Raw genomic sequence first — 23,063 nt, forward strand, 5'->3', positions numbered from 1 at the left:
CCAAGGGCCCTGTTTATAAAGACTCAGTTTTAACAGCCCAGGCACACTCATTGCTCCGGATGCCCGCTCATGGAAATCAAAGTCAACTATCTCGATAACCTCCGCCTGGAGGCTAAATTCGACGACTTCACCGTTATTTCAGACCAGCCGATTCGCTACAAGGGCGACGGCTCGGCGCCTGGTCCGTTCGACTACTTCCTGGCGTCATCCGCCATGTGCGCGGCCTACTTCGTGAAGGTGTACTGCAACGCGCGGGACATTCCTACCGAGAATATCCGCCTTTCCCAGAACAACATCGTCGACCCGGAAGACCGCTACAAGCAGATCTTCAAGATTCAGGTCGAGCTTCCCGACGATATTTCCGAGAAAGATCGTCAAGGCATCCTGCGCTCGATTGACCGTTGCACGGTCAAGAAGGTCGTTCAAACTGGACCTGAGTTTCAGATCGAGGTCGTCGAGAATATCGATGAGGATTCCCAGGCGCTGCTGATGGGCGCGCCGGAAGGCAGCGAGCGCACTTATATCGAGGGGAAGGACTTACCCCTTGAAGATACCATCGCCAATATGAGCGCGCTGCTGGCCGAGCTTGGCATGAAGATCGAGATCGCTTCCTGGCGCAATATCGTGCCCCACGTGTGGTCGCTGCATATTCGCGATGCGGCCTCACCCATGTGCTTTACCAACGGTAAAGGCGCGACCAAGGAGAGTGCACTGTGCTCGGCGCTCGGAGAGTTTATCGAGCGCTTGAGCTGCAACTTCTTCTATAACGACCAGTTCTTTGGTGAAGAAATCGCGGGTAGCGACTTCGTGCACTACCCCAATGAGAAGTGGTTCAAGCCTGGGCCAAACGACGAACTGCCCGAAGAAATCCTCGACGAGCACTGTCTTGCCATCTACAACCCGGAAGGCGAGCTTGCAGGCTCCAACCTGATCGATACCAATTCCGGGCGGGAAGACCGCGGGATCGTCTCGCTACCCTTTGTGCGTCAGTCGGATGGCGAGACGGTTTACTTCCCCTCGAATCTGATTGAAAACCTGTTCCTGAGCAATGGCATGAGCGCGGGCAACACGCTGGTGGAAGCCCAGGTGCAATGCCTGTCGGAAATCTTCGAGCGGGCGGTGAAGCGCGAGATTCTTGAGCAAGAACTGACCCTGCCGGACGTGCCGCAGGATGTGCTCGCGAAATACCCCAGCATTGTAGAAGGCATCAAGGCGCTAGAGGCCCAGGGCTTCCCGGTGCTGGTGAAAGACGCCTCCATGGGCGGGCAGTTCCCGGTGATGTGTGTGACGTTGATGAACCCGCGCACCGGCGGCGTTTTCGCCTCCTTCGGCGCCCACCCAAGCTTTGAAGTGGCGCTCGAGCGCAGCCTGACCGAACTTTTGCAGGGGCGCAGTTTCGAAGGTCTCAACGACTTGCCGCTACCCACCTTCAATTCGCAGACGGTGTCCGAGCCCAACAACTTTGTCGAGCACTTCATCGACTCGGTGGGCGTGGTTTCCTGGCGCTTCTTCAGCGCCAAGGCCGATTTCGAGTTCAGTGAATGGGACTTCTCCGGCACCAACGAAGAAGAGGCTGAAACGCTGTTCGGCATCTTCGAGGAGCTGGGGGCCGAGGTGTATATGTCGGTTCACGAAGACCTCGGCGCACCGGTGTGCCGCATTTTGGTGCCGGGCTACTCCGAAGTGTACCCGATCGAGGATCTGATCTGGGACAACACCAATAAAGCGCTCGATTACCGCGAGGATATCCTCAACCTGCACCGCCTGGAGGATGACCAGCTGCTCAATCTGGTCGAGCGCCTTGAAGAGAGCCAGATGGATGACCACGCCGATATCATCACGTTGATCGGCATCGAGTTCGACGAGAACACCGTTTGGGGCCAGCTCACCATTCTCGAGCTGAAACTGCTGATCTATCTGGCGCTTGGCCGTCATGAAGAGGCGCTGGACTGCGTACAGATGTTCTTGCAGTACAACGACAACACCGTCGAACGTGGCCTGTTCTACCAGGCAGTGAACGCGGTGTTGGAAATCGCGCTCGACGATGAGCTTGAAATCGACGACTACCTGCCCAACTTCCAGCGCATGTTTGGCGAAGAGACCATGGCGGCGGTTGTGGGCTCGGTAAGCGGTGAAGTGCGTTTCCATGGTCTAACACCCACTAACATGCAGTTAGAAGGCCTGGAACGTCATCAACGTTTGATTGAAAGCTACAAGAAGCTTCACGCCGCGCGGGCGGCTCGAGCTAAGTAAGTTCGGCGCTTGATCGCGCTTGGTTTTCACTTATTTAATGGGAATGCCATGACTTCGATGACCTATCGCTCGCCCTTGATCGCGGCGGCGCTCACGCTTGTTTCAAGCGCAAGCCTTGCCCAGAGCTCTGAGCAGAGCCAGGCTGAGGTGCGCAAGCTCTACAGCGGGCGCATGATGCCCGACGAACAGGTGGAGCTTTCCCGCCATATCGACCGGCTTTTTCCGACCCGTACGGTCAAGGCGGCAAGCGCCCCGCATGAGTTCGGCACGCGCGACACCTCGCTCGAGGATTTTTCGCTCACCCATGAAGGCGTGACCTATGATATTTACGACTTCATGGCGCTCAACCGGGTGAGCGGCCTGATGGCGGTGCACGACAACGATGTGGTGTTCGAGCAGTACGCTTTGGGCAATACGGCTAAGACGCCCTGGATGTCAATGTCGATCGCCAAGTCGATCTCCTCGACGCTGATTGGCGCGGCGCTCAACGACGGCCATATCGAAAGCCTGGATGATGCCGTCAGCAAGTACGTGCCCGAACTCGAGGGCAGCGTTTACGACGACGTCACCGTCGAGCAGATTCTGCTGATGGCCTCCGGTGTTGCCTGGGATGAAACCTACGCTGATCCGGAGTCCCAGCGCCGCCAGATGCTCGAAGTGCAGCTTGAGCAGCGTCCCGGTGCGCTTTTAGAGTTCATGGGCAGCCTCGAGCGCGCCGGTGAGCCTGGTGAGGTGTGGAACTACAGCACCGGCGAAACCCAGCTGCTCTCGGCGATCATCAACGGTGCGGTGGGCAAGAGCGCCTCGGAGTATCTATCCGAGAAGATCTGGGCCGGTTACGGCATGGAAACCGATGCCAAGTGGTGGCTGGATAGCGAGGACGGCCAGGAGATTGGCGGCAGTGGGCTTTTGATCACGCTCAAAGACTATGCTCGCTTTGGGCAGTTTGTGCTGGATGAGTATAACGAGCCCAACGTGCTGCCCGAAGGCTGGGTGGCGGAGTCGGCAAGGCCCCATGAGATCGGCGGCGAAGAGGTCGAGTACGGCTACTCCTGGTGGCCGGAAGGCGAGGGCGCCTTCTCGGCGGTAGGCATCTTTGGCCAGTGGGTGTTCATCGACCCGGACAACGACATGGTGATCGCCATGACCAGCGCCCAGCCCAAGGCTGAAGCCTTCGAAATCGTCCCGATCACCCAGTTCTTCCACGCGCTAAGCGATCATCTGGCGGGTGAAAGTCAGTAAGCGCCTAGCCGAAGAACCAGTAACACACGCCGATTGCCGTGAGGATACCCGCGGCATCGGCGATCAATGCACACCCCAAACCGTGACGAATACGGCTGATGCCCACTGCGCCAAAATAGACCGCCAGTACGTAAAAGGTGGTCTCGGTGCTGCCTTGCAACGTGGCCGCCAATAGCCCCGGGAAGCTGTCCACGCCGAAGTTGTTCATGGTCTCGATCATCATCGCCCGCGCGCCGCCGCCGGAAAGCGGCTTGATAAACGCGGTAGGCAATGCATCCACAAAGCGCGTGTCCCACCCAAACCCTTCTACCAGCCAGCGCACGCCGGCAAGTCCTGCATCCAGAACGCCGCTGGCGCGTAAGACGCCTACGGCTACCAGCATGGCGATCAGGTAAGGCAAGAGCGTCAGGGTAAAACTCACCCCTTCCTTCGCCCCTTCGATAAAGGCGTCATATACCTTGACGCCCCGCAAGGCGCCCACCACCAAAAACATGATGACAATGCTGAACAGCGTCAGGTTACCCACCAGCGTCGAGGCTGCGGCCAGCGCCTCGGCGGAAAGCCCGGCCAGAGTGGTAATCAGCAGGCCCAGGCCAAGGGCCGCCACGGCAAAGTAGGCAAGCACCGTGGGGTGCCACAGCTTTAAACGCTGAACCAGGGCCACCGCCAATAGCCCCACGAAGCTGGAAGCACTGGTGGCCAGTAGAATAGGCAGAAACACGAGCGTTGGATCGGCGGCACCCTGTTGGGCGCGGTACATGAAAATGGTGACGGGCAAGAGGGTCAGCGATGAGGTGTTGAGCACCAGAAACAGGATCTGGGCGTTGCTGGCCGTATCGCGGCTGGGATTAAGCGATTGCAGCGAATGCATGGCCTTTATCCCAATGGGCGTGGCGGCGTTATCCAGCCCCAGAATATTGGCCGCAAAGTTCATGCTGATCAGGCCCATCGCCGGGTGGCCCCGGGGCACTTCCGGCATCAACCGGCAAAAAAGCGGGTCCAGCACCCGGCCTAGCAGGCGAATCATGCCCGCCTTTTCGGCAATGGATAAAAACCCCAGCCAAAGCGTCATGGCACCCAGCAACACCAGGATGATATCCACGCTCACCTTGGCCATATCGAAAAGCGACTGCACCAGGCGCGCGAAAACTTCGCCATCCCCACCCACCAGCCACTGCCAGAGCGCGCCGGCAAACGCGGCCATAAAAAAGCTTAACCAGATTCCATTGAGCATGGCGGGTGATGATCCTGAACAGATAAATAAAACGTGGCGGCTATCCTACCTAATTTGTGCCGGTGCCACAGTAGCGGCTTACCAACGGTTAATGCGATGCTAATGGGATTATTGAGCGTTAGGATTACGACAGGGGAACAGTGACCATGTTTATTAAAGAGCAGCAGCTGGAAGGCGAACATATAGTTCTTGAACATTTGCACTCAGGGCACATCGAGCCGCTACAGCAGGCAGTTGCCGAGGGGGAAGCGTGGAAAATCTGGTACGCCAGTGTGCCTCAACCGGATGAAATAGGCGCCTATGTTGAACGCGCGATAGAAGATGCGAAAACGGGCAATATTGCCTATGCCGTACGCCATAAAATAAGTGGTGATATTGTCGGCACCACGCGATTTTATCAGGTCGATGCCCCTAACCGACGCGCGATGCTCGGCTATACGTGGTATTCGCAGTCGGTTCGGCGTACGGCCGTGAATACTGAGTGCAAGTTTCTGATGCTGCAGAATCTATTTGAAGCCTCAGAGGCGGTGGCGGTCGAGCTGCGTACACATTTCTTTAACCAGGCATCGCGCCAGGCGATTGAACGTCTAGGGGCCAAACAGGATGGCATTCTGCGTAGCCATCAGATCATGCGTGACGGTTCGCTACGCGACACCGTGGTGTATTCGATTATTGCCTCGGAATGGCCTGCCGTGCGCATGCATCTAAACAGCAAGCTGGAAAGCTATCGCACACCCTGATGTAAACCGTAATTTATCCGCGTCTTGAAGAAAAAAGCCCCTGACACGATAAAGCGTCAGGGGCTTTGGGGCCTTAATTTACAAAGGCTGAGCCTAAAGCGCTCCAGAGGGGCGCAGCAACAGCACCGCCAGCGGCGGCAAGGTCAGCTCAAGGCTGGCGCTTTGGCCGTGAAGCGGGGCATCTTTTGCGGTGATGCGCCCCAGATTACCCATATTGGAGCCGCCATAGCATTCGGCATCGCTGTTCAGGCACTCTTCCCAACTGCCCGCCATCGGCACGCCCAAGCGGTAACCCTCGCGGGGAATCGGCGTCATGTTGGCAACCACCAGCAGCGGCTCGCCTGTGGTACTCCAGCGCAGCCAGGCAAATACGCTGTTGGTTTCGTCATTGCCCACCACCCAGGTAAACCCTTGAGGCTCGCTATCGCATTCGTGCAGCGCGGGTAGCTCCTTGTAGCAGCGGTTGAGATCACCCAGCAGCCGTTGAATACCGGCATGGCGGGGCTCGGCAAGCAGTGACCAGTCCAGCTCCCGATCGTGGTTCCACTCACGCCACTGACCAAACTCGCAGCCCATGAATAAAAGCTTCTTGCCAGGCTGCGACCACATGATGGAAAGGTAGGCGCGCAGGTTGGCAAACTGCTGCCACTCATCACCGGGCATCTTGCCGATCAAGGAACCCTTGCCGTGTACCACCTCGTCGTGGGAAATCGGCAAGACGTAATGCTCGGAAAAGGCATAGACCATAGGGAAGGTCATTTCGTGATGCGAGTAGGCGCGATAGACCGGATCTTTAGAGATGTACTCCAGCGTGTCGTGCATCCAGCCCATGTTCCACTTGTAAGCAAAACCCAACCCGCCTTTCTCGGTCGGCTGGGTGACGCCGGGCCAGGCGGTGGATTCCTCGGCGATGACCACGGTGCCGGGAACTTCCTCGGCGATGACCTCATTGAGGTGGCGCAGAAAATCGATGGTCTCGAGATTCTCCTGGCCGCCGTGGCGGTTAGGGATCCACTCGCCTTCGTTGCGCGAGTAGTTGCGATACAGCATCGAGGCCACGGCATCCACACGCAGGGCATCGATATGGAAATGCTTCAGCCAGTGCAGCGCCGAGGCCAGCATGAAACCGTGCACTTCGCGTCGGCCCAGATTGTAGATATAGGTGTTCCAGTCCTGATGAAACCCCTCGAAAGGGTGTTCATATTCATACAGGGCGGTGCCGTCAAAGCGGGCAAGGCCATGCGGGTCGGTAGGAAAGTGGGCGGGCACCCAGTCGAGTATTACGCCGAGCCCGGCGCGGTGGCACTCATCGACGAAATAAGCGAAGTCGGCAGGCGTGCCGAAACGCGCGCTGGGGGCAAACTGGCTGAGCGGCTGATAGCCCCAGGAGCCGCCGAAAGGGTGCTCCATGATGGGTAAAAGCTCAACGTGGGTGAACCCCATATCGAGCACATAAGGGATCAAGTGCGTGGCCATATCGCGCCAGCTGTAGAGCTCGCCATTGTCGCCGCCATGCTTGCGCCACGAGGCCGCATGCACTTCGTAGATACTGATAGGGCGTGATACGGCGTGCGCCTTTCCGCGGCTGGCGATCCACTCATCGTCATGCCAGACAAAGGGCGTGGTATCGGCCACCACCGAGGCGGTGCTGGGCGGTGCTTCGGTCGCCAGGGCGATAGGGTCGGCGCGCAGGCCGAGCGTGCCCTGGGGCTCGAGAATCTCGTATTTATACGATTCTCCTGGCCCAAGCCGTGGCACGAACAGCTCCCATACCCCGGCTGGGTGGCGCAGGCGCATTACATGGCGCCGCCCGTCCCAGCTGTTGAAGTTACCAACCACCGATACCCGCCGCGCATTGGGTGCCCAAACGGCGAAGCGCACACCCTGCACGCCTTCCACCGTCATGGGCTGCGCGCCCAGGCAGTGCCCCAGGTTGCGGTGATTACCTTCGCCGAGCAGGTAAAGATCCATTTCCCCTAGCAGTAAGCCAAAGCTGTAAGGGTCCTCGGTTATCTGCTCGCCCTGCGGCCAACGAATACGCAGCCGGTAAGGGGCGCTGTGAGACAACCGGGCGGCGAATAGCCCGGGAATCTGCATACTCGTCAGGCAGCTGCGTAAGGTATCGTCTTCACGGTCGAGAACATCCACTCCCACGGCGCCGGGCATAAATACTCGCAGGAACGAGCCTTTGGCATCGCTATGCAAGCCGAGCAACGAAAAGGGGTCACGATGAGTGCCCTGTATCAATGCATTGGCGTCATCGTCGGTCAGCCACAAGGTACGATCTACCGTGAGGCTTGACGTGGGTCTGGTGTGCATCACCTCATTCATGTGGCTCTCCCGGGCTTAGTTGTTCGACAAGTGCTGCCAGACCGCGCAGCGGTACGCCCAGCCAAGCGGGGCGGTTGGCGGCTTCATAGGCAATTTCGTAGGCGGTCTTTTCGAGCACGAACAGATCGACCGCCGCCGCAGCGCCGTTAGCCTGTTTCCATTCGTGAGGAAGATCCAGGGTGGCCTGCCAGTAGGCATTCAGAAATACCTGGCGCCCTCTAAGCAGGTACTGCTCTACCACATCGTGGCTAGTGCGCGTGTGGGTATCCGCGCTTTCGCTGCCACCGGACTGAGCCTCTTCAATCTTGGCATAGGCGTAGTCGAAGGAGCGCAGCATGCCGGCCACATCACGCAGCGGGCTATCCTTGGCGCGCCGCTCTTCAAGGGGGCGGGCAGGCTCGCCTTCAAAGTCGATGATATAGGCATCGTCATGGGCAACCAGTACCTGGCCAAGATGCAGATCGCCGTGGATACGTGTGATGAGGCTACCCTCGGCAAGGTCCGCCATATATTCAATGGAGGTCAGAAGGGTATCGCGCTGCGCCAGAACGTTAGAGGCAATCTGCTGTTCGGCTTCATCGGCAGCGCCAATGTGGCGTTCAAGTAGCTCCAGCGCTTCTTCAACACGCTGAGTTACACGCTGTTTCCAGTGCGCGACATGGCTGGAGTCGGCTACCTCGGTCATGAACGCCGGTTCATTGCTGGGCATTGCCAGCACCATATGCAGCTCGCCCAGCCGCTGCCCCAGCGTGGCGGCAAACGCTTCCAGCTCTTCGAATGCACCGTAATGGGATTCATCGCGCGCAAACTCGCGGCCCTGATGATCATCCGCCAGCGCTTCACGAATGGCGCGCTCAAGTGTCGCGCGAGTCCATGACCAGGCATCGCCCTGGTTATCGATAAAGCCCTGCAGAATCATCAGTGTCTGCGGGGTGCCCTGTTCATCGATCTGGGTTACTTCGCCAAGCAGCGGCGCGGTGTTGATAAAGCCCCGCTCGGTCAGGTAGCGGCCGATCTCGGCTTCCGGGTGAACGCCGGACTCCAGGCGACGAAACAGCTTGAGCACCAGTTGATGATTGATCACCACTGAGCTATTGGACTGCTCGGCGCCCTGCTGGGCAATCTCCGGGTGCTCGGGCAGCGAAAGCTCGATAAGCTCCGGCGTCGGCAGGAAGTGGATAGCGCCTTTCGAGCTTGGCAGCACGATTGCCTGCCGCATGGCGTCAAGAACGGCCAGCGTAAACGCATCCAGGGTGAACGCATCGGTAAGCAGGCCCACTTCATGGAAGCGGCGTACCCGGGCCATGGCAAGCTGTTGGGCCAGAGGGCTGCTTTGCTCATCTTCACCCAGGAATGCCAGGGGTAACTGGTAACGCTCGCTGCCTTGTGCATGGGTGATTTCCAGCTCGCTGAACAGCAGGGTATGGCCGCTGTGCTCAAGGCTTGCCAGCGAGTTCAGGTGGATATCCTCGATACGTGCCTGTTTGGCCGCGAACCAGCGCCGCTTGGGCAAGTAATGGGGCAGCGTTTCATGTTCAAGCAGTTGTCTTGATGAGCCTGCAAAAATCTCCTCAAGGCGCTTTTTGATAATCAAGGTGACGTAATCCGGCATCGGCTCGGGTACCGGCGTATGCCACTCGGGCATGGCGGTTGCCGGGGCCAGCAGGAACCAGAAAAAACCGTAGGGTGGGAGCGTCAGCAGGTAAGGTAGGCTGCCCACCGGCGGAAAGGCACTGCCGCCGACCATTTCCACCGGCACTTTGCCTGCGAAGGCGGAAAGATCCAGCTCCACCGCTTGGGCGGTGCTGGCGACGTTCGCTACGCAGAGCAGCGTTTCCGTCTCGCCATTGTCGAGGGTCATCTCGCGCAGGTAAGCCAGAATATGCCGGTTGGCTGGGTAGAGCGGCCGCATGGTGCCGCGGCTAAAGGCGCGGTGCTGACTGCGCACGACGAGCAGCCGGCGCTGGTTATTGAGCAGTGAGTGCGGATCGCGCACTTGCGCCTCGACATTGACGGTCTGATAGCCATACAGCGGGTCCATGACCGGTGGCAGAACCAGGCTCGCCGGATCGGCACGCGAGAAGCCCCCATTACGGTCGACCGACCACTGCATAGGAGTGCGTACACCGTCACGGTCGCCAAGGTAAATATTGTCGCCCATGCCGATCTCGTCGCCGTAATACAGCACCGGCGTGCCCGGCATGGAAAGCAGCAGACTGTTGAGCAGTTCAACACGCCGCCGGTCACGCTCCAATAGCGGCGCCAGGCGTCGACGAATACCCAGGTTAATGCGTGCCCGACGATCCGCCGCGTAATGGTTCCACAGATAGTCGCGTTCCTTGTCGGTGACCATTTCAAGCGTCAGCTCGTCATGGTTACGCAAAAAGATCGCCCATTGACAGGTGGCGGGAATTTCCGGCGTCTGGCGTAATATGTCGGTGATCGGGAAGCGGTCTTCCTGGGCGAGTGCCATGTACATGCGCGGCATCAGGGGGAAGTGGAACGCCATGTGGCACTCGTCGCCATCGCCGAAGTAGGGCCGGGTATCTTCAGGCCACTGGTTGGCTTCGGCAAGCAGCATGCGGTCGGGGTAGCGCTCGTCGAGCACCGCACGGATCTTCTTGAGCACCACGTGGGTTTCGGGCAGGTTCTCGTTGTTGGTGCCTTCGCGCTCGACCAGATACGGAATCGCATCCAGGCGCAGACCATCCACGCCCATATCGAGCCAGTACTCCATGACCTTGATAATTTCATCAAGCACCACGGGGTTATCAAAGTTGAGATCCGGCTGATGTGAGTAGAAACGGTGCCAGAAATAAGCGCCAGCCACCGGGTCCCAGGTCCAGTTGGAGGATTCGGTATCCAGAAAGATGATGCGCGTGCCGGTGTACGCCTGGTCGGTGTCTGACCAGACATAAAAGTCCCTTTCTGGCGATCCTGCGGGAGCATGCCTGGCGCGTTGAAACCACTCGTGCTGGTCGGAAGTATGGTTGATGACCAGCTCGGTAATCACGCGCAGCCCGCGCTGGTGTGCCTCCTTGATGAAGCGCTTGGCATCGTCGAGCGTGCCGTAGTCGGGGCTGACGCCGGTGTATTCGGCAATATCATAGCCGTCATCGCGACGTGGTGACGGGTAGAAGGGCAATATCCAGATCGTGTTCACGCCGAGGCTTACGATATAGTCGAGCTTCTGGATCAGGCCTTCAAAATCGCCGATGCCGTCGTCGTTGGCATCAAAGAACGACTTCACATGTACCTGGTAAATCACCGCGTCCTTGTACCAGAGCGGATCATCCAGAAAATTCAGGGCCTCGACAGCGTGTGTTTCACTGCTGGCATCCATCATGGGCTTGCTCTCCCTGCTTTGATCGGTGTAAACGAATCAACCGGCGCCTTCATGAACGGCTCACCGTTGAGCACACTACAAATACATTGCCTAACTTATTAATGAACTGGATGAAGGCGCCAGATGGCGAACGGCATGACGGCAGGGTCGAGCCGCACCGATTGCCATTGGCCTTGCCACGTCCAGCGTCTGCCACTCATCAGGTCCTCCACATGCAGCGCTGCCTCTTCGGGTAGGCCGAACAGTGCCAAAGGCAACTCGAACGTGCCTTCCTGAGGTTCGAAAGGGTCAAGATTAACGGCGACAAGAATCACGTTATCGAGCGTCTCGGTGGCCTTGGTAAAGAGCAGCAAACGGTCGTTGTGTACCATGTGGAAGGTCACGCCCAGGTGGGTATGCAACGCCGGGTTTTCGCGCCGAAGGCGGTTAAGCTGGGTAATTTCGTAGACAATATTGTCGGGGGCGCTGTAATCACGCGGACGAATCTCGTATTTTTCAGAGTCGAGATACTCCTCCTTGCCCGGCACCGGTGCGCCTTCACAAAGCTCAAACCCTGAGTACATGCCCCATAAGCCTGAGCCCATCGTGGCAAGTGCTGCGCGAATCAGAAAACCGGCCCGCCCGGAAGACTGTAGAAAATAGGGGTTGATATCCGGCGTGTTGACGAAGAAGTTCGGCCGGTAACCATCACGCAGCGGCGCCTCGTTCAACTGGGTGAAATATTCTGTAAGCTCGGCCTTGGTATGGCGCCAGGTAAAGTAGGTATAGCTCTGGGTAAAGCCCAGCTTGCCCAGGCGCAGCATCATGGGTGGGCGCGTGAAGGCTTCGGCCAGAAAAATCACCTCAGGATCCCGCCTGCGAATATCACCGATCAGCCACTCCCAGAAGGGCAGCGGCTTGGTATGCGGGTTATCGACGCGAAATATCTTCACGCCTTCATCGACCCAGCCCTGAACCACATCGCGCAGTTCAGTCCACAGTTCAGGCACAGCATCCTGGGCGTAGAAATCGACGTTGACGATGTCCTGATACTTCTTGGGCGGGTTCTCGGCGTAGCGGATCGAGCCGTCGGGCCGCCAGGAGAACCAGCCCGGGTGCTCGGCAAGCCACGGGTGATCGGGCGAGCACTGGATGGCGAAATCAAGCGCTATTTCCAGGCCATGCTCGCCTGCCACGCGCACCAGCTCGCAAAAATCCTCGCGGGTACCAAGCTCTGGGTGAATGGCCTCGTGCCCACCTTCATCGCTTCCAATCGCGTAGGGGCTGCCGGGATCTTCTGGCCCGGCATCCAGGCTATTGTTGGGCCCTTTGCGATGCTTGCGGCCAATCGGGTGAATGGGCGGGAAATAGAGTACGTCAAAACCCATGTCGCGGATGATGGGGAGCCGCCTGTGAACATCCTTGAATGTGCCGTGACGGCTGGGGTCGTCGGTTTCCGAGCGGGGGAATAGCTCATACCAGCTGGCAAAGCGTGCCTTGAGCCTTTCCACATCTAAAGGATAGCTAACGCTTTGCGTGAGGTGCGGGCGTGAGTCCGCTTCGTGCATCAACTGTGCCGTGTCGCTATCCAGCAGCAGCGCAACACGTTCGCCCTCCTGGGGGGCCAGCTGAAACTGTTCATGAAGAGCAACCAGAGCTTCGTTTAGCGCTGCATTGTTGTTTTCAGAAGCGCGCTCAGCGGCGCGTTCGATCAGCTGCCGGCCCTCTTCGAGTTCGAGGCTGATGGGAATGCCTGCCTGGTGCTTCTTGGAAAGCTCATAGCGGTAGGTCGCGTAAATATCCCACCAGGCTTCGATCGTAAACGTGTGGCGGCCCACGCGCGTCGGGGTGAAGCTGCCCTCCCAACCATCCAGCCCCAAAGGCTTGGCTGGCTGCATGGGCACGCGCTGCTCACGCCCTTCGTCATCTTGCCAGCACACGGCTGCCGCCAGCACATCGTGGCCGTCAGCGAAAATGGTCGCCTTGACCTGCACCGGCTCGTTAACCACTGCCTTGGCCGCGAAACGTCCGTGGTCAAGGGCGGGCATGACGGATTCAATTGCAATGCGCGGCGCCTGAACCGCTGCGAGAACAGAGTTCTCTTCCTGCTCGTATGCCGGAAGAGAGCGTGAGTCTGGGGTGACAGATGAACTCATTGCATGCATCTCCTTGCAGCGCGGAAATGCCAATGGGCATCTCCGCACTACCTCGTGGCTAGGTGACGGCGTTATCGGGCTGCTGAACCAGTTCCAGCAAGGCCAGCGAACGGCCTTCCATTACATGTTGCTCTCCAAAAGAGCGTTGGCCAAAAGCACGCTGGCCATCAGCATCGTCCTCGGTGGACCAACTGGTATCGAGGCGGCACAGCCAGCCCCCGCCGCTAGGGGCTTCGGGTAAGTGAAACGCCACCGAGTCGTGGTGAGCATTAAAAATCAGCAGTAGGGTAACGTCGGCACCGGCACGGCGAATGCCGCTGGGCTGGGCACGTCCGTCCAGCATCAACCCCAGTGTTCGGGCGTCGGAATCCTCCCAACGCTCAACGCTCATTTCATTGCCGTCCGGAGCCAGCCAAGTCACTTCCTTGAGCCCCATTTCCTCGTTGTATTCACCCGAGAGGAAGCGTCCGCGCCGCAGGATGGGGTAGCGCAGCCGCAGCGCCGTCACTCGGCGCACGTACTCGATCATGGCGTGGGCGTTACCGTCGAGGTTCCAGTCCAGCCAACTGATCTCGTTGTCCTGACAGTAGGCGTTATTGTTGCCCTGCTGGGTGCGCAGCAGTTCGTCGCCCGCCAGCAGCATGGGCGCGCCCTGGGAAAACAGCGTAGTGGCGATAAAGTTACGGATCTGGCGTAACCTTATCGTCTGAATCTCGTCATTATCGCTATGGCCCTCTTCGCCGTGGTTCCACGACAGGTTGTTGCTGTGGCCATCCTGGTTATTCTCGCCGTTGGCCTCGTTATGCTTATCGTTGTAGGCCACCAGATCAAACAGGGTATAGCCGTCGTGGGCCGTAACGAAGTTGACCGAGGCAAACGGTCGCCGGCCGCGGCGCTTGAAGAAATCCGCCGAGCCCATGAGCCGTGTGGCAAGTTCTGGAAGCTTGCCCTCGTCGCCGCGCCAGAAAGAACGCACAGTATCGCGGTAGCGGTCGTTCCACTCCGCCCACCCCGGTGGGAACCCGCCTACCTGATAACCACCGGGACCGCAGTCCCAAGGCTCGGCAATCAGCTTGACCTGACTCAGGACAGGATCCTGGCGGCAGGAGTCGAGAAAGCCACCGCCTTCGTCAAAGCCATGAGGCTCGCGCCCGAGGATGGTCGCCAGATCGAAACGGAAGCCGTCAACGCGCATTTCGGTGGCCCAGTAACGCAGAGAGTCGGTGACCATTTGCAGAACGCGCTGATGGCTCAGATTCAGGGTGTTGCCGGTGCCTGTGTCGTCGATATAGTAGCGCGGCTCGTCCGGCATCAGGCGGTAGTAGGAGGCGTTGTCGATACCCTTTAGGGAGAGCGTCGGGCCGAGCTCGTTACCTTCAGCGGTGTGGTTGTAGACCACATCAAGAATGACTTCAAGGCCCGCAGCATGATAGCGCGCGACCATCTCCTTGAATTCGTTGACGTTGTCGCCGGATAAATAGCGCGAATGCGGGGCGAAGAAGCCCAGGGTGTTGTAGCCCCAGTAGTTGTGTAGCCCCTGCTCTTGCAGGTGCTGATCGTCGGCAAACGCGTGAATGGGTAAAAGCTCAACCGACGACACGCCCAGCGAGCGGATGTAATCGACCACATCGTTGACCATCAGCCCGGCGAAGGTACCGCGTAACGCTTCAGGTACCGACGGATGGCGCATGGTATAACCGCGAACATGGGTTTCGTAGACAATCGTCTTGTCCCAGGGGAGCTGTACTCCACGGGCGCGCCCCCAGGTAAAGGCCGGATCGACTACTTTGGACTTCGGCATGAACGCTGCACTGTCACGTTCATCAAAACTCAGGTCGCCATCCGGGTGGCCTATGGTGTAACCGAATAGCGCCTCGTCCCACTTGATCTCGCCCACGATCTGTTTGGCGTAAGGGTCGAGCAGCAGCTTGTTGGGGTTGAAGCGGTGGCCCTCTTCGGGTGCGTAAGGTCCATATACACGGTAGCCGTAGAGCTGACCAGGCCGCACGTCTGGAAGGTAGCCGTGCCACACTTCGTCGGTATACTCGGGGAGTTCTATGCGTTCCAGCTCATGCTCGCCCGTTTCATCAAACAGGCACAGCTCGACCCGAGTAGCATGCGCCGAAAATAGCGCGAAATTCACCCCCAGGCCATCCCAGTTGGCGCCAAGAGGAAACGACCATCCTTCATGCACGCGTGAGCGCCGCATGACGCTGGGGGCTTCATCGGTCGCAACGGAGTCATCGCCGTCCCGCGTGGTTTGGCTTGTCTGCATCTCATTCATCCTTGAGCCTTTTGAGTGCTCTTATGCGTGGTCGCTTTACTTCCGATCGCTTGGTTTCTTCGCTTTGGTCGTGGTCTTCTTGGTCACTGTTTTAGTAGGCTCGGACTTTCCTGATCCGGCCGTCTTTTTGGGCTGAGCGCGTGTTGATTTTTTAGCCGGTGGAGGGTCGTCAGCCTCGTCAGTAGCGGTTAGCGCCTCGCTGCTGCGGCGCGGGCGCTGGGCGCGTTTTACGGTGGCCGACTCTTCCGGCAGTGGCTCCATTGAGCCGGCTGTTTCGTCGGGTGTAGATTCCTGAGGCGGATGGCCACGGTCCTGTACAGGCACGTCCTGGACAGGCACGTCCTGGACAGGCACGTCCTGGCCTACCGTTATATCGTCGCGAAAGGGCGCTTCATCGAAGGATAGATCGCCATCGGGGTCCTCAAGCGGTAGACGGTTCTCCTGAATGCCCATTTCGTCCTCTTCCAGAGGCAAGTCATCCTCTAAAATGGGCGCTTCGTCGATGGGTTCGCCCACTTCGTCAAGATCAGCTTCGTTGCCTGCCGCCTGCTCGGCAGCCACTATCTTGATCGCTCTGTCCCAGTGTTTTTGCTGCTGCCCTTCGGGGCGCCCTTCAGCTTCCCAAATGCTGTAGGCCAATTGACGTACGCGTTCTTCGTCAGTCATCTCAGCTCTCCCTATGCCTATTTCGATAATTCACTGTATTGATGGAAGGGCGGGGCTTCAGTGCTGCTGTCCGTGTGGTCAGCGCGCAGGAAAACTCCCACGGGTAGCTCAGCAAGCAGGCTGGCAACAGAAATGCCGGCGCTGCCTGCTTCCAGGGTTGCCTCGGTTAAAACGCTTTGCCAGCAACCTGGGGCCGGTTGCAGGCACGTATCCTCCCAGTGCTCTTGTGGAATATGCGGTCTGTCGGTGTTATCCAGCAGGTTGGCGGTGAGTCGAGGGACTACCACCAGTAATTGATAGCCGGTATAGCGGCGGGTAAAGGCCACCACGTGATTGGCACGTTCGCCGTCTGCCATAAGCGGGTGGTAGTCGCCGTGGGCGAACAGCCGCGGATGGCGGTGGCGAAGCTCGAGCAACCGGGCAATCAGTGCTTGTTTTACTCGCCCATCACGCCAGGTGCGCAGGGCGGCTTTAGGTGGCAGCGCCTGATCAAGCCCTGCTTTACGCAGGCCGTAGTCGACTGGGCGGCGGTTATCCGGATCTACCAGACTGTAGTCCCAGAACTCGGTTCCCTGATAAAGATCCGGCACGCCGGGTACGGTTAGGCGCAGTACCGTCTGTACCAAGCCGTTAATGGTGCCCGGAAGGTCGAGAGAGCGCGCAGCTGCGGCGATCGAATCCCGCAAGGGCGCTGTGGTCAGCAACCCTTCTAAAAATGTGCGGCAGGCCGATTCGTAAGCCTCGTCGGGCCACAACCAGTGGCTACGTAGCTTGGCTTCGCGCAGGGCTTTTAACTGCCACTCGGCGAGTCGCTGGTTAAAGTGCTCAAGCGCCTCATCGTCCTGTGGATCGAGCGTTGGCGACCAGGCGCCCAGCAAAATCTGATAGAGAATCAGCTCATCGCCCGGTGAGGGCGCAAGCCCCTCAGGCAATGACTGGCGCAGCGGTGCGGCCATTTTCCGCCAACGTCCAATCTGGCTGGTAAACATCACCGCGTGCTCACTCAGTGCGGCAAGCCGGGCACGTACATCTTCGCCTCGCTTGTGGTCGTGGGTAGCGGTGGTCACCATGGAGCCAGGGAAGTCGCGGGCACGCCGGGCGTTGGCCTTATGGAAGTGCTCGGCGGAGTGGCTAAAGTGCTCCCCATCAAAGCCCACGTCGTTACGCGAAATCAGTGCCGCACTGCGATACCCGGCAGTATCTTCCACCGCCTTGGCGGCCACCGGCGAGGTCAGCTGTTGAAAACGGGTAATCGCGCGCTGACGCAGCTGGCGCTCGTTATCCTTGGCGCAATCACTCGGTGCCTCACCGCCTAGCCAGCGCTCAAGCGCTTCAAGAACGCCAATGTCCGGCGGGTTAAGCGCTTGGCGTGCACCCTGCATTGCCTGGGTAAAGAAGGGTTGATCAGCATCGGGGCGGCCGGTGTCATCGGCATAAGTGCGGTAGATAGGGAAGTGGACAATCAACGCTTCCAAGGCACGGCGAATCGCGGCCAGCGTAATATCACGGCTGCTTAATTGAGCACGCGCGACAGCATGCAGGGCACGGGCGCAGGCCGAAAATTCGCTGGCCAGCAAGGAAGTAAGTATCTCTCGTCTGGCCAGGCGCACTTCGGCAGAAAAATCAGGATTACGACCACTGACTTCGTGCCATAGTTGGCGTAGGGGGGCGGCGCTTGCGGGGTCGTGCTGTATTCCCGAGACCTCGTTCATGAATTCATAGCCGCTGGTGCCATCTACGCCCCAGTCAGTATGCAGCGTCTCGCCATCGCCCAGAATCTTTTCCACATACAGGGCGACATGGCGCGGCACAACTGCCGGGCGTTTTTCCTCTAGCGCATCCAGGTGCTGGCGCAGGCGCAGGCAGTAACCCCGCGGGTCGGCCAGCCCATCAACGTGGTCTATTCGCAGGCCGTCGACCCAGCCTTCCTCGACCAGACGTAATGGCAGGGCGTGTACGGCCTCAAAGACTTTTGGGTCTTCAATGCGTAGCCCGCCCAGTTCGGTCACGTCGAAAAAACGCCGCCAGTTAATCTCATCAGATGCGGTGCGCCACCACGCCAAGCGGTAGTGCTGACGTTCCAGCAAGGCATGAAGCCGAGTAGCAGCGTTATTACTTGCACCATTGAACAGTTTCATGACGGCGCTGAGCGACGCCTGGGCTGCGGGTGATTCCAGCACCTTGTTTAACTGGCGACGCGCATCCTGGGTAGACGTGTAAGCGTCTTCGTCTTGTTGCAGGGCTTCAAAAAAAGCCGCCTGCTCATACAGCGCGTTGTGCTCGGAAAAACGTAGTATGTCGCCGTAGTGACGCGGGTCGATGGGAAAACGGTGCTCGTGATAATCGACGTGAAAGCTTGCCGCCTCGGCGTCGTAGTCCAGCGTCAATTCGCCTGAGTTGAGTACTTCGGCATAGGCGGCGCCAAGAAACGGCACGAGCAGTTTGCCGTTAAGCGTGGGGTCAGCGTTGTTGATATCAGGATGCCAGTCGATATCGAAGAACCCGGCGTAGGGGCTATCGCCACCCCAGGCCAGCACGTCTTGCCACCACAGGTTTTCCGAGCCGCCCACCGCCAGGTGGTTGGGCACAATATCCAGAACCAATCCCATATTGTGGGCGCGCAGCCGGGAAACCAGGCTTTTCAGAGCGGCCTCACCGCCCAGTTCAGAATCGATGCGGGTAGGGTCAACGCCGTCGTAGCCATGTGGGGAGCCCGCGCGCGACGCCTGCAGCGGTGAGGCATAGATATGGCTGATGCCTAAAGCAGCGTAGTAGTCTACCCAGCGTTCGGCGTCTGCCAACGTAAAATCGCGATGAAACTGGAGCCGAAGCGTTGCACGAATCTCATTCATGAGTCGGCCTCCCAAGCAGGGCAGTTTGTGAGGTCGGCTCTTTTAGCTCGCCGCTGCGCGAAAGCGCCAGTGCGCCAAGCCGTTGATGAACTTCATCGGATGCCAGCAGGTCACTGGCATCCGTTGCCCAACGGCGACGCCAGTTGGGGTGTTCCGCCGTGCTGTTGGGCAGGTTGGCCTGCTCTTCAAGCCCCAGAACATCCTCTACCGGCAGTAATACCAAGGGGGCAGAAGTGCCGCCCAGATGGCGGGCACAGGCATCCAGCACCTGCGAGGCGGGAATGTCGGCAGCTTCCAGGGTCTGGGTGGTCGGTTTGCTGCCTAGCAACCCCAGCGTAGTGGCAAGCTTGGCGCGCTCGTGGCGCCGGGCCTGTTGCTCGCTTTCCAGGCTCTGGTCGGCTTTAAACAGACCCAGTCGGTCGCGCCATTCAATATCGCGGCCCGCCCACCAACCCGCCACGGTGGGCAGATCATGGGTCGAGGTGGTGGCCAGCGCATCCGCAGACCACCGGCTAGCGGCAAGATAGTTGCTGTCTTCGTCCTGTTCGAACCACAGCACCTGCATGCCCAATATGCCGCGCGCCGCCAGCTTTTGGCGAAAGCCCGGTGCCACGGTACCAAGGTCCTCGCCAATCACGATGGCGCGATGACGCCAGGACTCCAAAGCCACTAAACGAAGCATGTCGTCGAATGGGTAACGCAGGTAGCCGCCTTCAGTGGCGGGAGCGCCCTGAGGCACCAGCCATAAACGCATCAGGCCGAGTACATGGTCGATACGCAGCCCACCAGCATGCGCAAAGGCACTACGCAGCATATCGATAAAACTACGGAAACCCGAGCGCTTCAGTCCGAATGGCGAGAAGGCGGCCAGCCCCCAGTTTTGCCCCTGGCCGTTAAACAGGTCGGGGGGCGCGCCGATGGAAACGCCTTCCAGCATATCTTCCTGGCGGCTCCACGTTTGGCTACCCGCGGCGTCGGCGCCCACGGCTAAGTCAGCAATTAAGCCTATTGCCATGCCGTTTTCGCGAGTAGCGTACTGGGCGCACGATAGCCCTTCAGCGACTAGCCACTGCAGAAAGACGTGAAAACCTATTTCGTGGGCGCGGGTCTCGGCAAAGCGGGCCACTTCCGGGCTGGCAGGATCGCGAAGGGCTGCCGGCCAGTCACGCCAGTTGCTGGGCCCGAACTCGCGTTGCAGGGCCTCAAAACGGCAGTGATCTTCCAGTAAATCACCCCCCGTCTGACGAAATTTGTGCATTTTCTGGCGCAGGGCTTGAGTAGCTTCATCCTCGCAAGCCATGAAATCATCGTATAGAAAGCGCAGCCAGGAGAGCTTGGCTCGCGCTGCATCCAACCAGTCGAGTAAAGCGTCGGCTTCCAGGCGACGAAGTTCTGCCTGTAGCCCGTTGCGTGCCTGGGCATCGCGAACACGGTCTTCGCCCAATAGCGCCTCCGGCGCGCTATACAGCACATTGTTAAGAAGCCGCGTGGAAGGTGAGTACGGGCTGTAATTATCAGGGTTAGCGCTGAACATGGCGTGTGTGGGGCTAATGGCCAGCGCATCTGCGCCAAGCGTTGCCGCCGGGGCGATAAAGTTCTCCAGCGCCAGGATATCTCCGATACCCCCATCGCCCGTGCGGCGTAGGGCATAAAGCTGGGCGGCCAGACCCCATAATCGGGGCGTGGATTCACCGCTGGCCCCATTAGGGAAGAAACACCGCTGCGGCGCGACGGCCAGGGTCAATTGGGTATCGGCAATGTGCAGCTGGTGATAGCCGATTTCTTCAATGCCGGGCAGCGTGCCGTCGCGGTCGAGCGTGCCCTCTACGCGGCTGCCTTGCTCAAGCATCAATACAAATGCCGTGCCGGGAGCCAGTGGCGATGGCAACGTGATCGGCGTCTCAAGATCAGCGGTGATCAGCGGTGGCCACTCGGCCGGGCTTTCCGGTGCGTTCAGGCGTTTCAGACGCACCAAGCTTTCATCCAATGCCGCTTCACTCTCGTTTGGAAAACCGAGTATTTCCAGCAGGGTGCGCTGAACCGACTCAGACAGCTGACACGGTTCGCCGTCGCTATTTTCCCATTCAAGCAATAATCCGGCCGCTTCAGCGAGCTGGGTAAGTTTATGGTTCATCGGCTTGCCTCACTGTTACCCGGCCCATCCAACAGCCACACGGCAGCAGCCCCCGAGGGCAGGCGGCCACTCTTGGTAGACGCTGCCACTCCTTCACGTGTTTCGTATAAGCACTGCTCAGCGAGCAGCGATTGAGCGTCAGAATTGGTTACGGCAACCGGCTGATGGCTCAGATTGAGCGCTATTACCAGCTGGTAGCCGTCATTCATCTGCCAGCGGGCCAGCACGGCCTTATCGCCGATGGGGTTAGCCCCTAAGGCCCACGCGCCTTGAAGGCGCGGAACGATATGCTGATGGCGGAGGGCCAAAAGCGTGCGATAGCGTTCCAGACAAGCCGTATGGGAAGCCGTTTCGCGGGCGTCAAAGTCGGGAATTGACGCCTCGAAGGTGCTCAGGGCATTAGGGTCCGGTATGCGTTCGCGGGCCTTTTCATCTTGAAATGCGTTGAAGTCGGCAAACTCAGCCCGGCGTCCTGCGCGAACCGCCTGGGCGAGTTCTTCGTTATGCTCAGTGAAAAATAAAAAGGGCTGATTGGCCTCCCACTCTTCGCCCATGAACAGCAAGGGCACCATGGGTGAAAGCAGCAGTAGCGTCGTGGCGGCTGCTAGGGCGTCGGGGTCTGCAAGATGGCTTAGCCGCTCACCAAGAGCGCGGTTACCGGTCTGGTCATGGTTTTGCAGAAACGCCACAAAGGCTGTTGGAGGCAAATGAGCGCTAGACTCGCCGCGGGTATGGCCATGGCGTGTCTGCGCGCCCTGATAGATAAACCCTTCGCTTAAACAGCGTGCCAGCCGGGCCGTGGCATCGTCGACAAAATCGCTGTAGTAGCCCTCGGTTTCACCGGTTAGGAGGACATGAATCACGTTGTGCCAGTCGTCATTCCACTGGGCATTGAACTGCTCAGTATTGAGCAGGCTGGCGGTGTTGCCTTCGTTTTCAAGCACTAGATGAACATGCCGCTCAGGGGCTATCCGGGTGCGTGCGGTTTGTGCCAGCTCGACCAGAAAGTCCTGTTCGCTGATGGCATGCACGGCATCGAAACGCAGGCCATCCAGACGGTACTCCTCAAGCCACATCAAGGCGTTGTCGATAAAGTAGCGGCGCACCTGAGGCTTTCGAAAGTCGATGGCGGGGCCCCAAGGCGTGGCGATATCGTCACGAAAAAACGTGCTGGCATAGCTTGCCAGGTAGTTACCATCAGGGCCGAAGTGGTTATACACCACGTCAAGAAATACCATCAGGCCCAGCCCATGGGCTTCATCGATCAGGGCTTTCAGTTCATCCGGGCTGCCGTAGGAGGCTTCCACTGCGTAGGGCAGCACGCCGTCATAGCCCCAGTTACGCGCGCCGGGGAACTCCGAGACCGGCATTAGCTCGATGGCGGTAATACCCAGCTCAGCAAGGTAGGGAAGGCGTTGATGAACGCCCTCGAAGCCACCCAGCGTGCCAACATGCAGCTCGTAAAGCACCGTTTCATGCCAGGGGCGCCCTTGCCAGCCTTGATTGCGCCACTGGTAATGGTTTGGGTCAATCACTTCGCTAGGCCCGTCGATATCACCAGCCTGAGCGCGGGCAGCAGGGTCAGGTATCAGGCTGCCCTGATCGTCGCCATCACCGAAAACACGGTATCGGTAACGAGCGCCGTGGCCGCAGGCAAGCTCGGCAGAGAGATACCCGTCATCGACCTTTACCATGGTGGCGCTTGGCAGGTCTTCGACTTCGACATCGACCCGGCGCGCGTCCGGCGCCCAGAGTACAAACCGGGTGACTCCTTCCTCGACCACCTGGGCGCCCCATGTGGGCTGAAAAACCGTTTCTCGAAACTGAGTCCTGTCAGACATTCCTT

At 59.0% G+C, this 23,063-nt stretch carries 12 protein-coding genes; 3 read left to right on the top strand and 9 right to left on the bottom strand.

Features of this window, described 5'->3' with window-relative positions; all coding sequences use genetic code 11:
- Positions 1-69: 69 nt before the first annotated feature.
- Positions 70-2,253: an OsmC domain/YcaO domain-containing protein gene (locus tag ACT3R7_RS01855; RefSeq protein ID WP_193092237.1), complete on the top strand. Its 2,184-nt coding sequence runs from the start codon at positions 70-72 to the stop codon at positions 2,251-2,253.
- A 48-nt stretch (positions 2,254-2,301) separates the two neighbouring features.
- Positions 2,302-3,495, top strand: coding sequence for a serine hydrolase domain-containing protein (locus ACT3R7_RS01860; protein ID WP_193092236.1), 1,194 nt, complete (start codon positions 2,302-2,304; stop codon positions 3,493-3,495).
- Positions 3,496-3,499: 4 nt separating this feature from the next.
- Here ACT3R7_RS01860 and ACT3R7_RS01865 read toward each other — a convergent pair whose 3' ends face one another.
- Entirely contained in the window at positions 3,500-4,729 is a 1,230-nt protein-coding gene (locus ACT3R7_RS01865) for a nucleoside recognition domain-containing protein (RefSeq protein ID WP_126951126.1), read from the bottom strand.
- A 146-nt stretch (positions 4,730-4,875) separates the two neighbouring features.
- Between ACT3R7_RS01865 and ACT3R7_RS01870 the strand changes: the two genes are divergently transcribed.
- Positions 4,876-5,469 carry a GNAT family N-acetyltransferase gene (locus ACT3R7_RS01870; protein ID WP_192537766.1) on the top strand — a complete coding sequence of 198 codons (594 nt, stop codon included), beginning with the start codon at positions 4,876-4,878 and terminating at the stop codon, positions 5,467-5,469.
- A 93-nt stretch (positions 5,470-5,562) separates the two neighbouring features.
- Here ACT3R7_RS01870 and glgB read toward each other — a convergent pair whose 3' ends face one another.
- The 8 genes from glgB to treZ form a co-directional block, all read right to left on the bottom strand.
- Entirely contained in the window at positions 5,563-7,800 is a 2,238-nt protein-coding gene (glgB, locus tag ACT3R7_RS01875; protein WP_193092235.1) for a 1,4-alpha-glucan branching protein GlgB, read from the bottom strand.
- Positions 7,793-11,146 (bottom strand): maltose alpha-D-glucosyltransferase, encoded by a 3,354-nt coding sequence (gene treS, locus ACT3R7_RS01880; RefSeq protein WP_193092234.1) that lies wholly within the window; start codon positions 11,144-11,146, stop codon positions 7,793-7,795. The genes glgB and treS overlap by 8 nt, the downstream gene beginning before the upstream one ends.
- 98 nt (positions 11,147-11,244) lie before the next feature.
- Positions 11,245-13,281: an alpha-1,4-glucan--maltose-1-phosphate maltosyltransferase gene (locus tag ACT3R7_RS01885; protein ID WP_193092233.1), complete on the bottom strand. Its 2,037-nt coding sequence runs from the start codon at positions 13,279-13,281 to the stop codon at positions 11,245-11,247.
- Positions 13,282-13,339: 58 nt separating this feature from the next.
- Positions 13,340-15,556, bottom strand: a complete 2,217-nt coding sequence (glgX, locus tag ACT3R7_RS01890; RefSeq protein WP_193092232.1) for a glycogen debranching protein GlgX — start codon at positions 15,554-15,556, stop codon at positions 13,340-13,342.
- Between the two features lie 45 nt (positions 15,557-15,601).
- Positions 15,602-16,231 carry a DUF2934 domain-containing protein gene (locus tag ACT3R7_RS01895; RefSeq protein WP_417420074.1) on the bottom strand — a complete coding sequence of 210 codons (630 nt, stop codon included), beginning with the start codon at positions 16,229-16,231 and terminating at the stop codon, positions 15,602-15,604.
- Between the two features lie 17 nt (positions 16,232-16,248).
- Complete coding sequence (gene treY, locus ACT3R7_RS01900) at positions 16,249-19,083, bottom strand: malto-oligosyltrehalose synthase (protein WP_417420072.1); 2,835 nt, start codon at positions 19,081-19,083, stop codon at positions 16,249-16,251.
- Positions 19,076-21,217 carry a 4-alpha-glucanotransferase gene (gene malQ / locus ACT3R7_RS01905; protein WP_192537760.1) on the bottom strand — a complete coding sequence of 714 codons (2,142 nt, stop codon included), beginning with the start codon at positions 21,215-21,217 and terminating at the stop codon, positions 19,076-19,078. Before malQ ends, treY begins: the two co-directional genes overlap by 8 nt.
- Complete coding sequence (gene treZ, locus ACT3R7_RS01910; protein WP_192537759.1) at positions 21,214-23,058, bottom strand: malto-oligosyltrehalose trehalohydrolase; 1,845 nt, start codon at positions 23,056-23,058, stop codon at positions 21,214-21,216. Before treZ ends, malQ begins: the two co-directional genes overlap by 4 nt.
- Between the last annotated feature and the right edge of the window lie 5 nt (positions 23,059-23,063).

It is taken from the genome of Halomonas sp. AOP43-A1-21 (genome assembly GCF_052376775.1).
Classification (GTDB): Bacteria; Pseudomonadota; Gammaproteobacteria; order Pseudomonadales; family Halomonadaceae; genus Vreelandella; species Vreelandella colorata.

What these genes read in the sequence shown, in the direction of transcription:
- ACT3R7_RS01855 (WP_193092237.1), top strand. Translation starts at nt 70, where the DNA reads ATGGAAATCAAAGTCAACTATCTCGATAACCTCCGCCTGGAGGCTAAA.
- ACT3R7_RS01860 (WP_193092236.1), top strand. Translation starts at nt 2,302, where the DNA reads ATGACTTCGATGACCTATCGCTCGCCCTTGATCGCGGCGGCGCTCACG.
- ACT3R7_RS01865 (WP_126951126.1), bottom strand. Translation starts at nt 4,729, where the DNA reads ATGCTCAATGGAATCTGGTTAAGCTTTTTTATGGCCGCGTTTGCCGGC.
- ACT3R7_RS01870 (WP_192537766.1), top strand. Translation starts at nt 4,876, where the DNA reads ATGTTTATTAAAGAGCAGCAGCTGGAAGGCGAACATATAGTTCTTGAA.
- glgB (WP_193092235.1), bottom strand. Translation starts at nt 7,800, where the DNA reads ATGAATGAGGTGATGCACACCAGACCCACGTCAAGCCTCACGGTAGAT.
- treS (WP_193092234.1), bottom strand. Translation starts at nt 11,146, where the DNA reads ATGATGGATGCCAGCAGTGAAACACACGCTGTCGAGGCCCTGAATTTT.
- ACT3R7_RS01885 (WP_193092233.1), bottom strand. Translation starts at nt 13,281, where the DNA reads ATGAGTTCATCTGTCACCCCAGACTCACGCTCTCTTCCGGCATACGAG.
- glgX (WP_193092232.1), bottom strand. Translation starts at nt 15,556, where the DNA reads ATGCAGACAAGCCAAACCACGCGGGACGGCGATGACTCCGTTGCGACC.
- ACT3R7_RS01895 (WP_417420074.1), bottom strand. Translation starts at nt 16,231, where the DNA reads ATGACTGACGAAGAACGCGTACGTCAATTGGCCTACAGCATTTGGGAA.
- treY (WP_417420072.1), bottom strand. Translation starts at nt 19,083, where the DNA reads ATGAATGAGATTCGTGCAACGCTTCGGCTCCAGTTTCATCGCGATTTT.
- malQ (WP_192537760.1), bottom strand. Translation starts at nt 21,217, where the DNA reads ATGAACCATAAACTTACCCAGCTCGCTGAAGCGGCCGGATTATTGCTT.
- treZ (WP_192537759.1), bottom strand. Translation starts at nt 23,058, where the DNA reads ATGTCTGACAGGACTCAGTTTCGAGAAACGGTTTTTCAGCCCACATGG.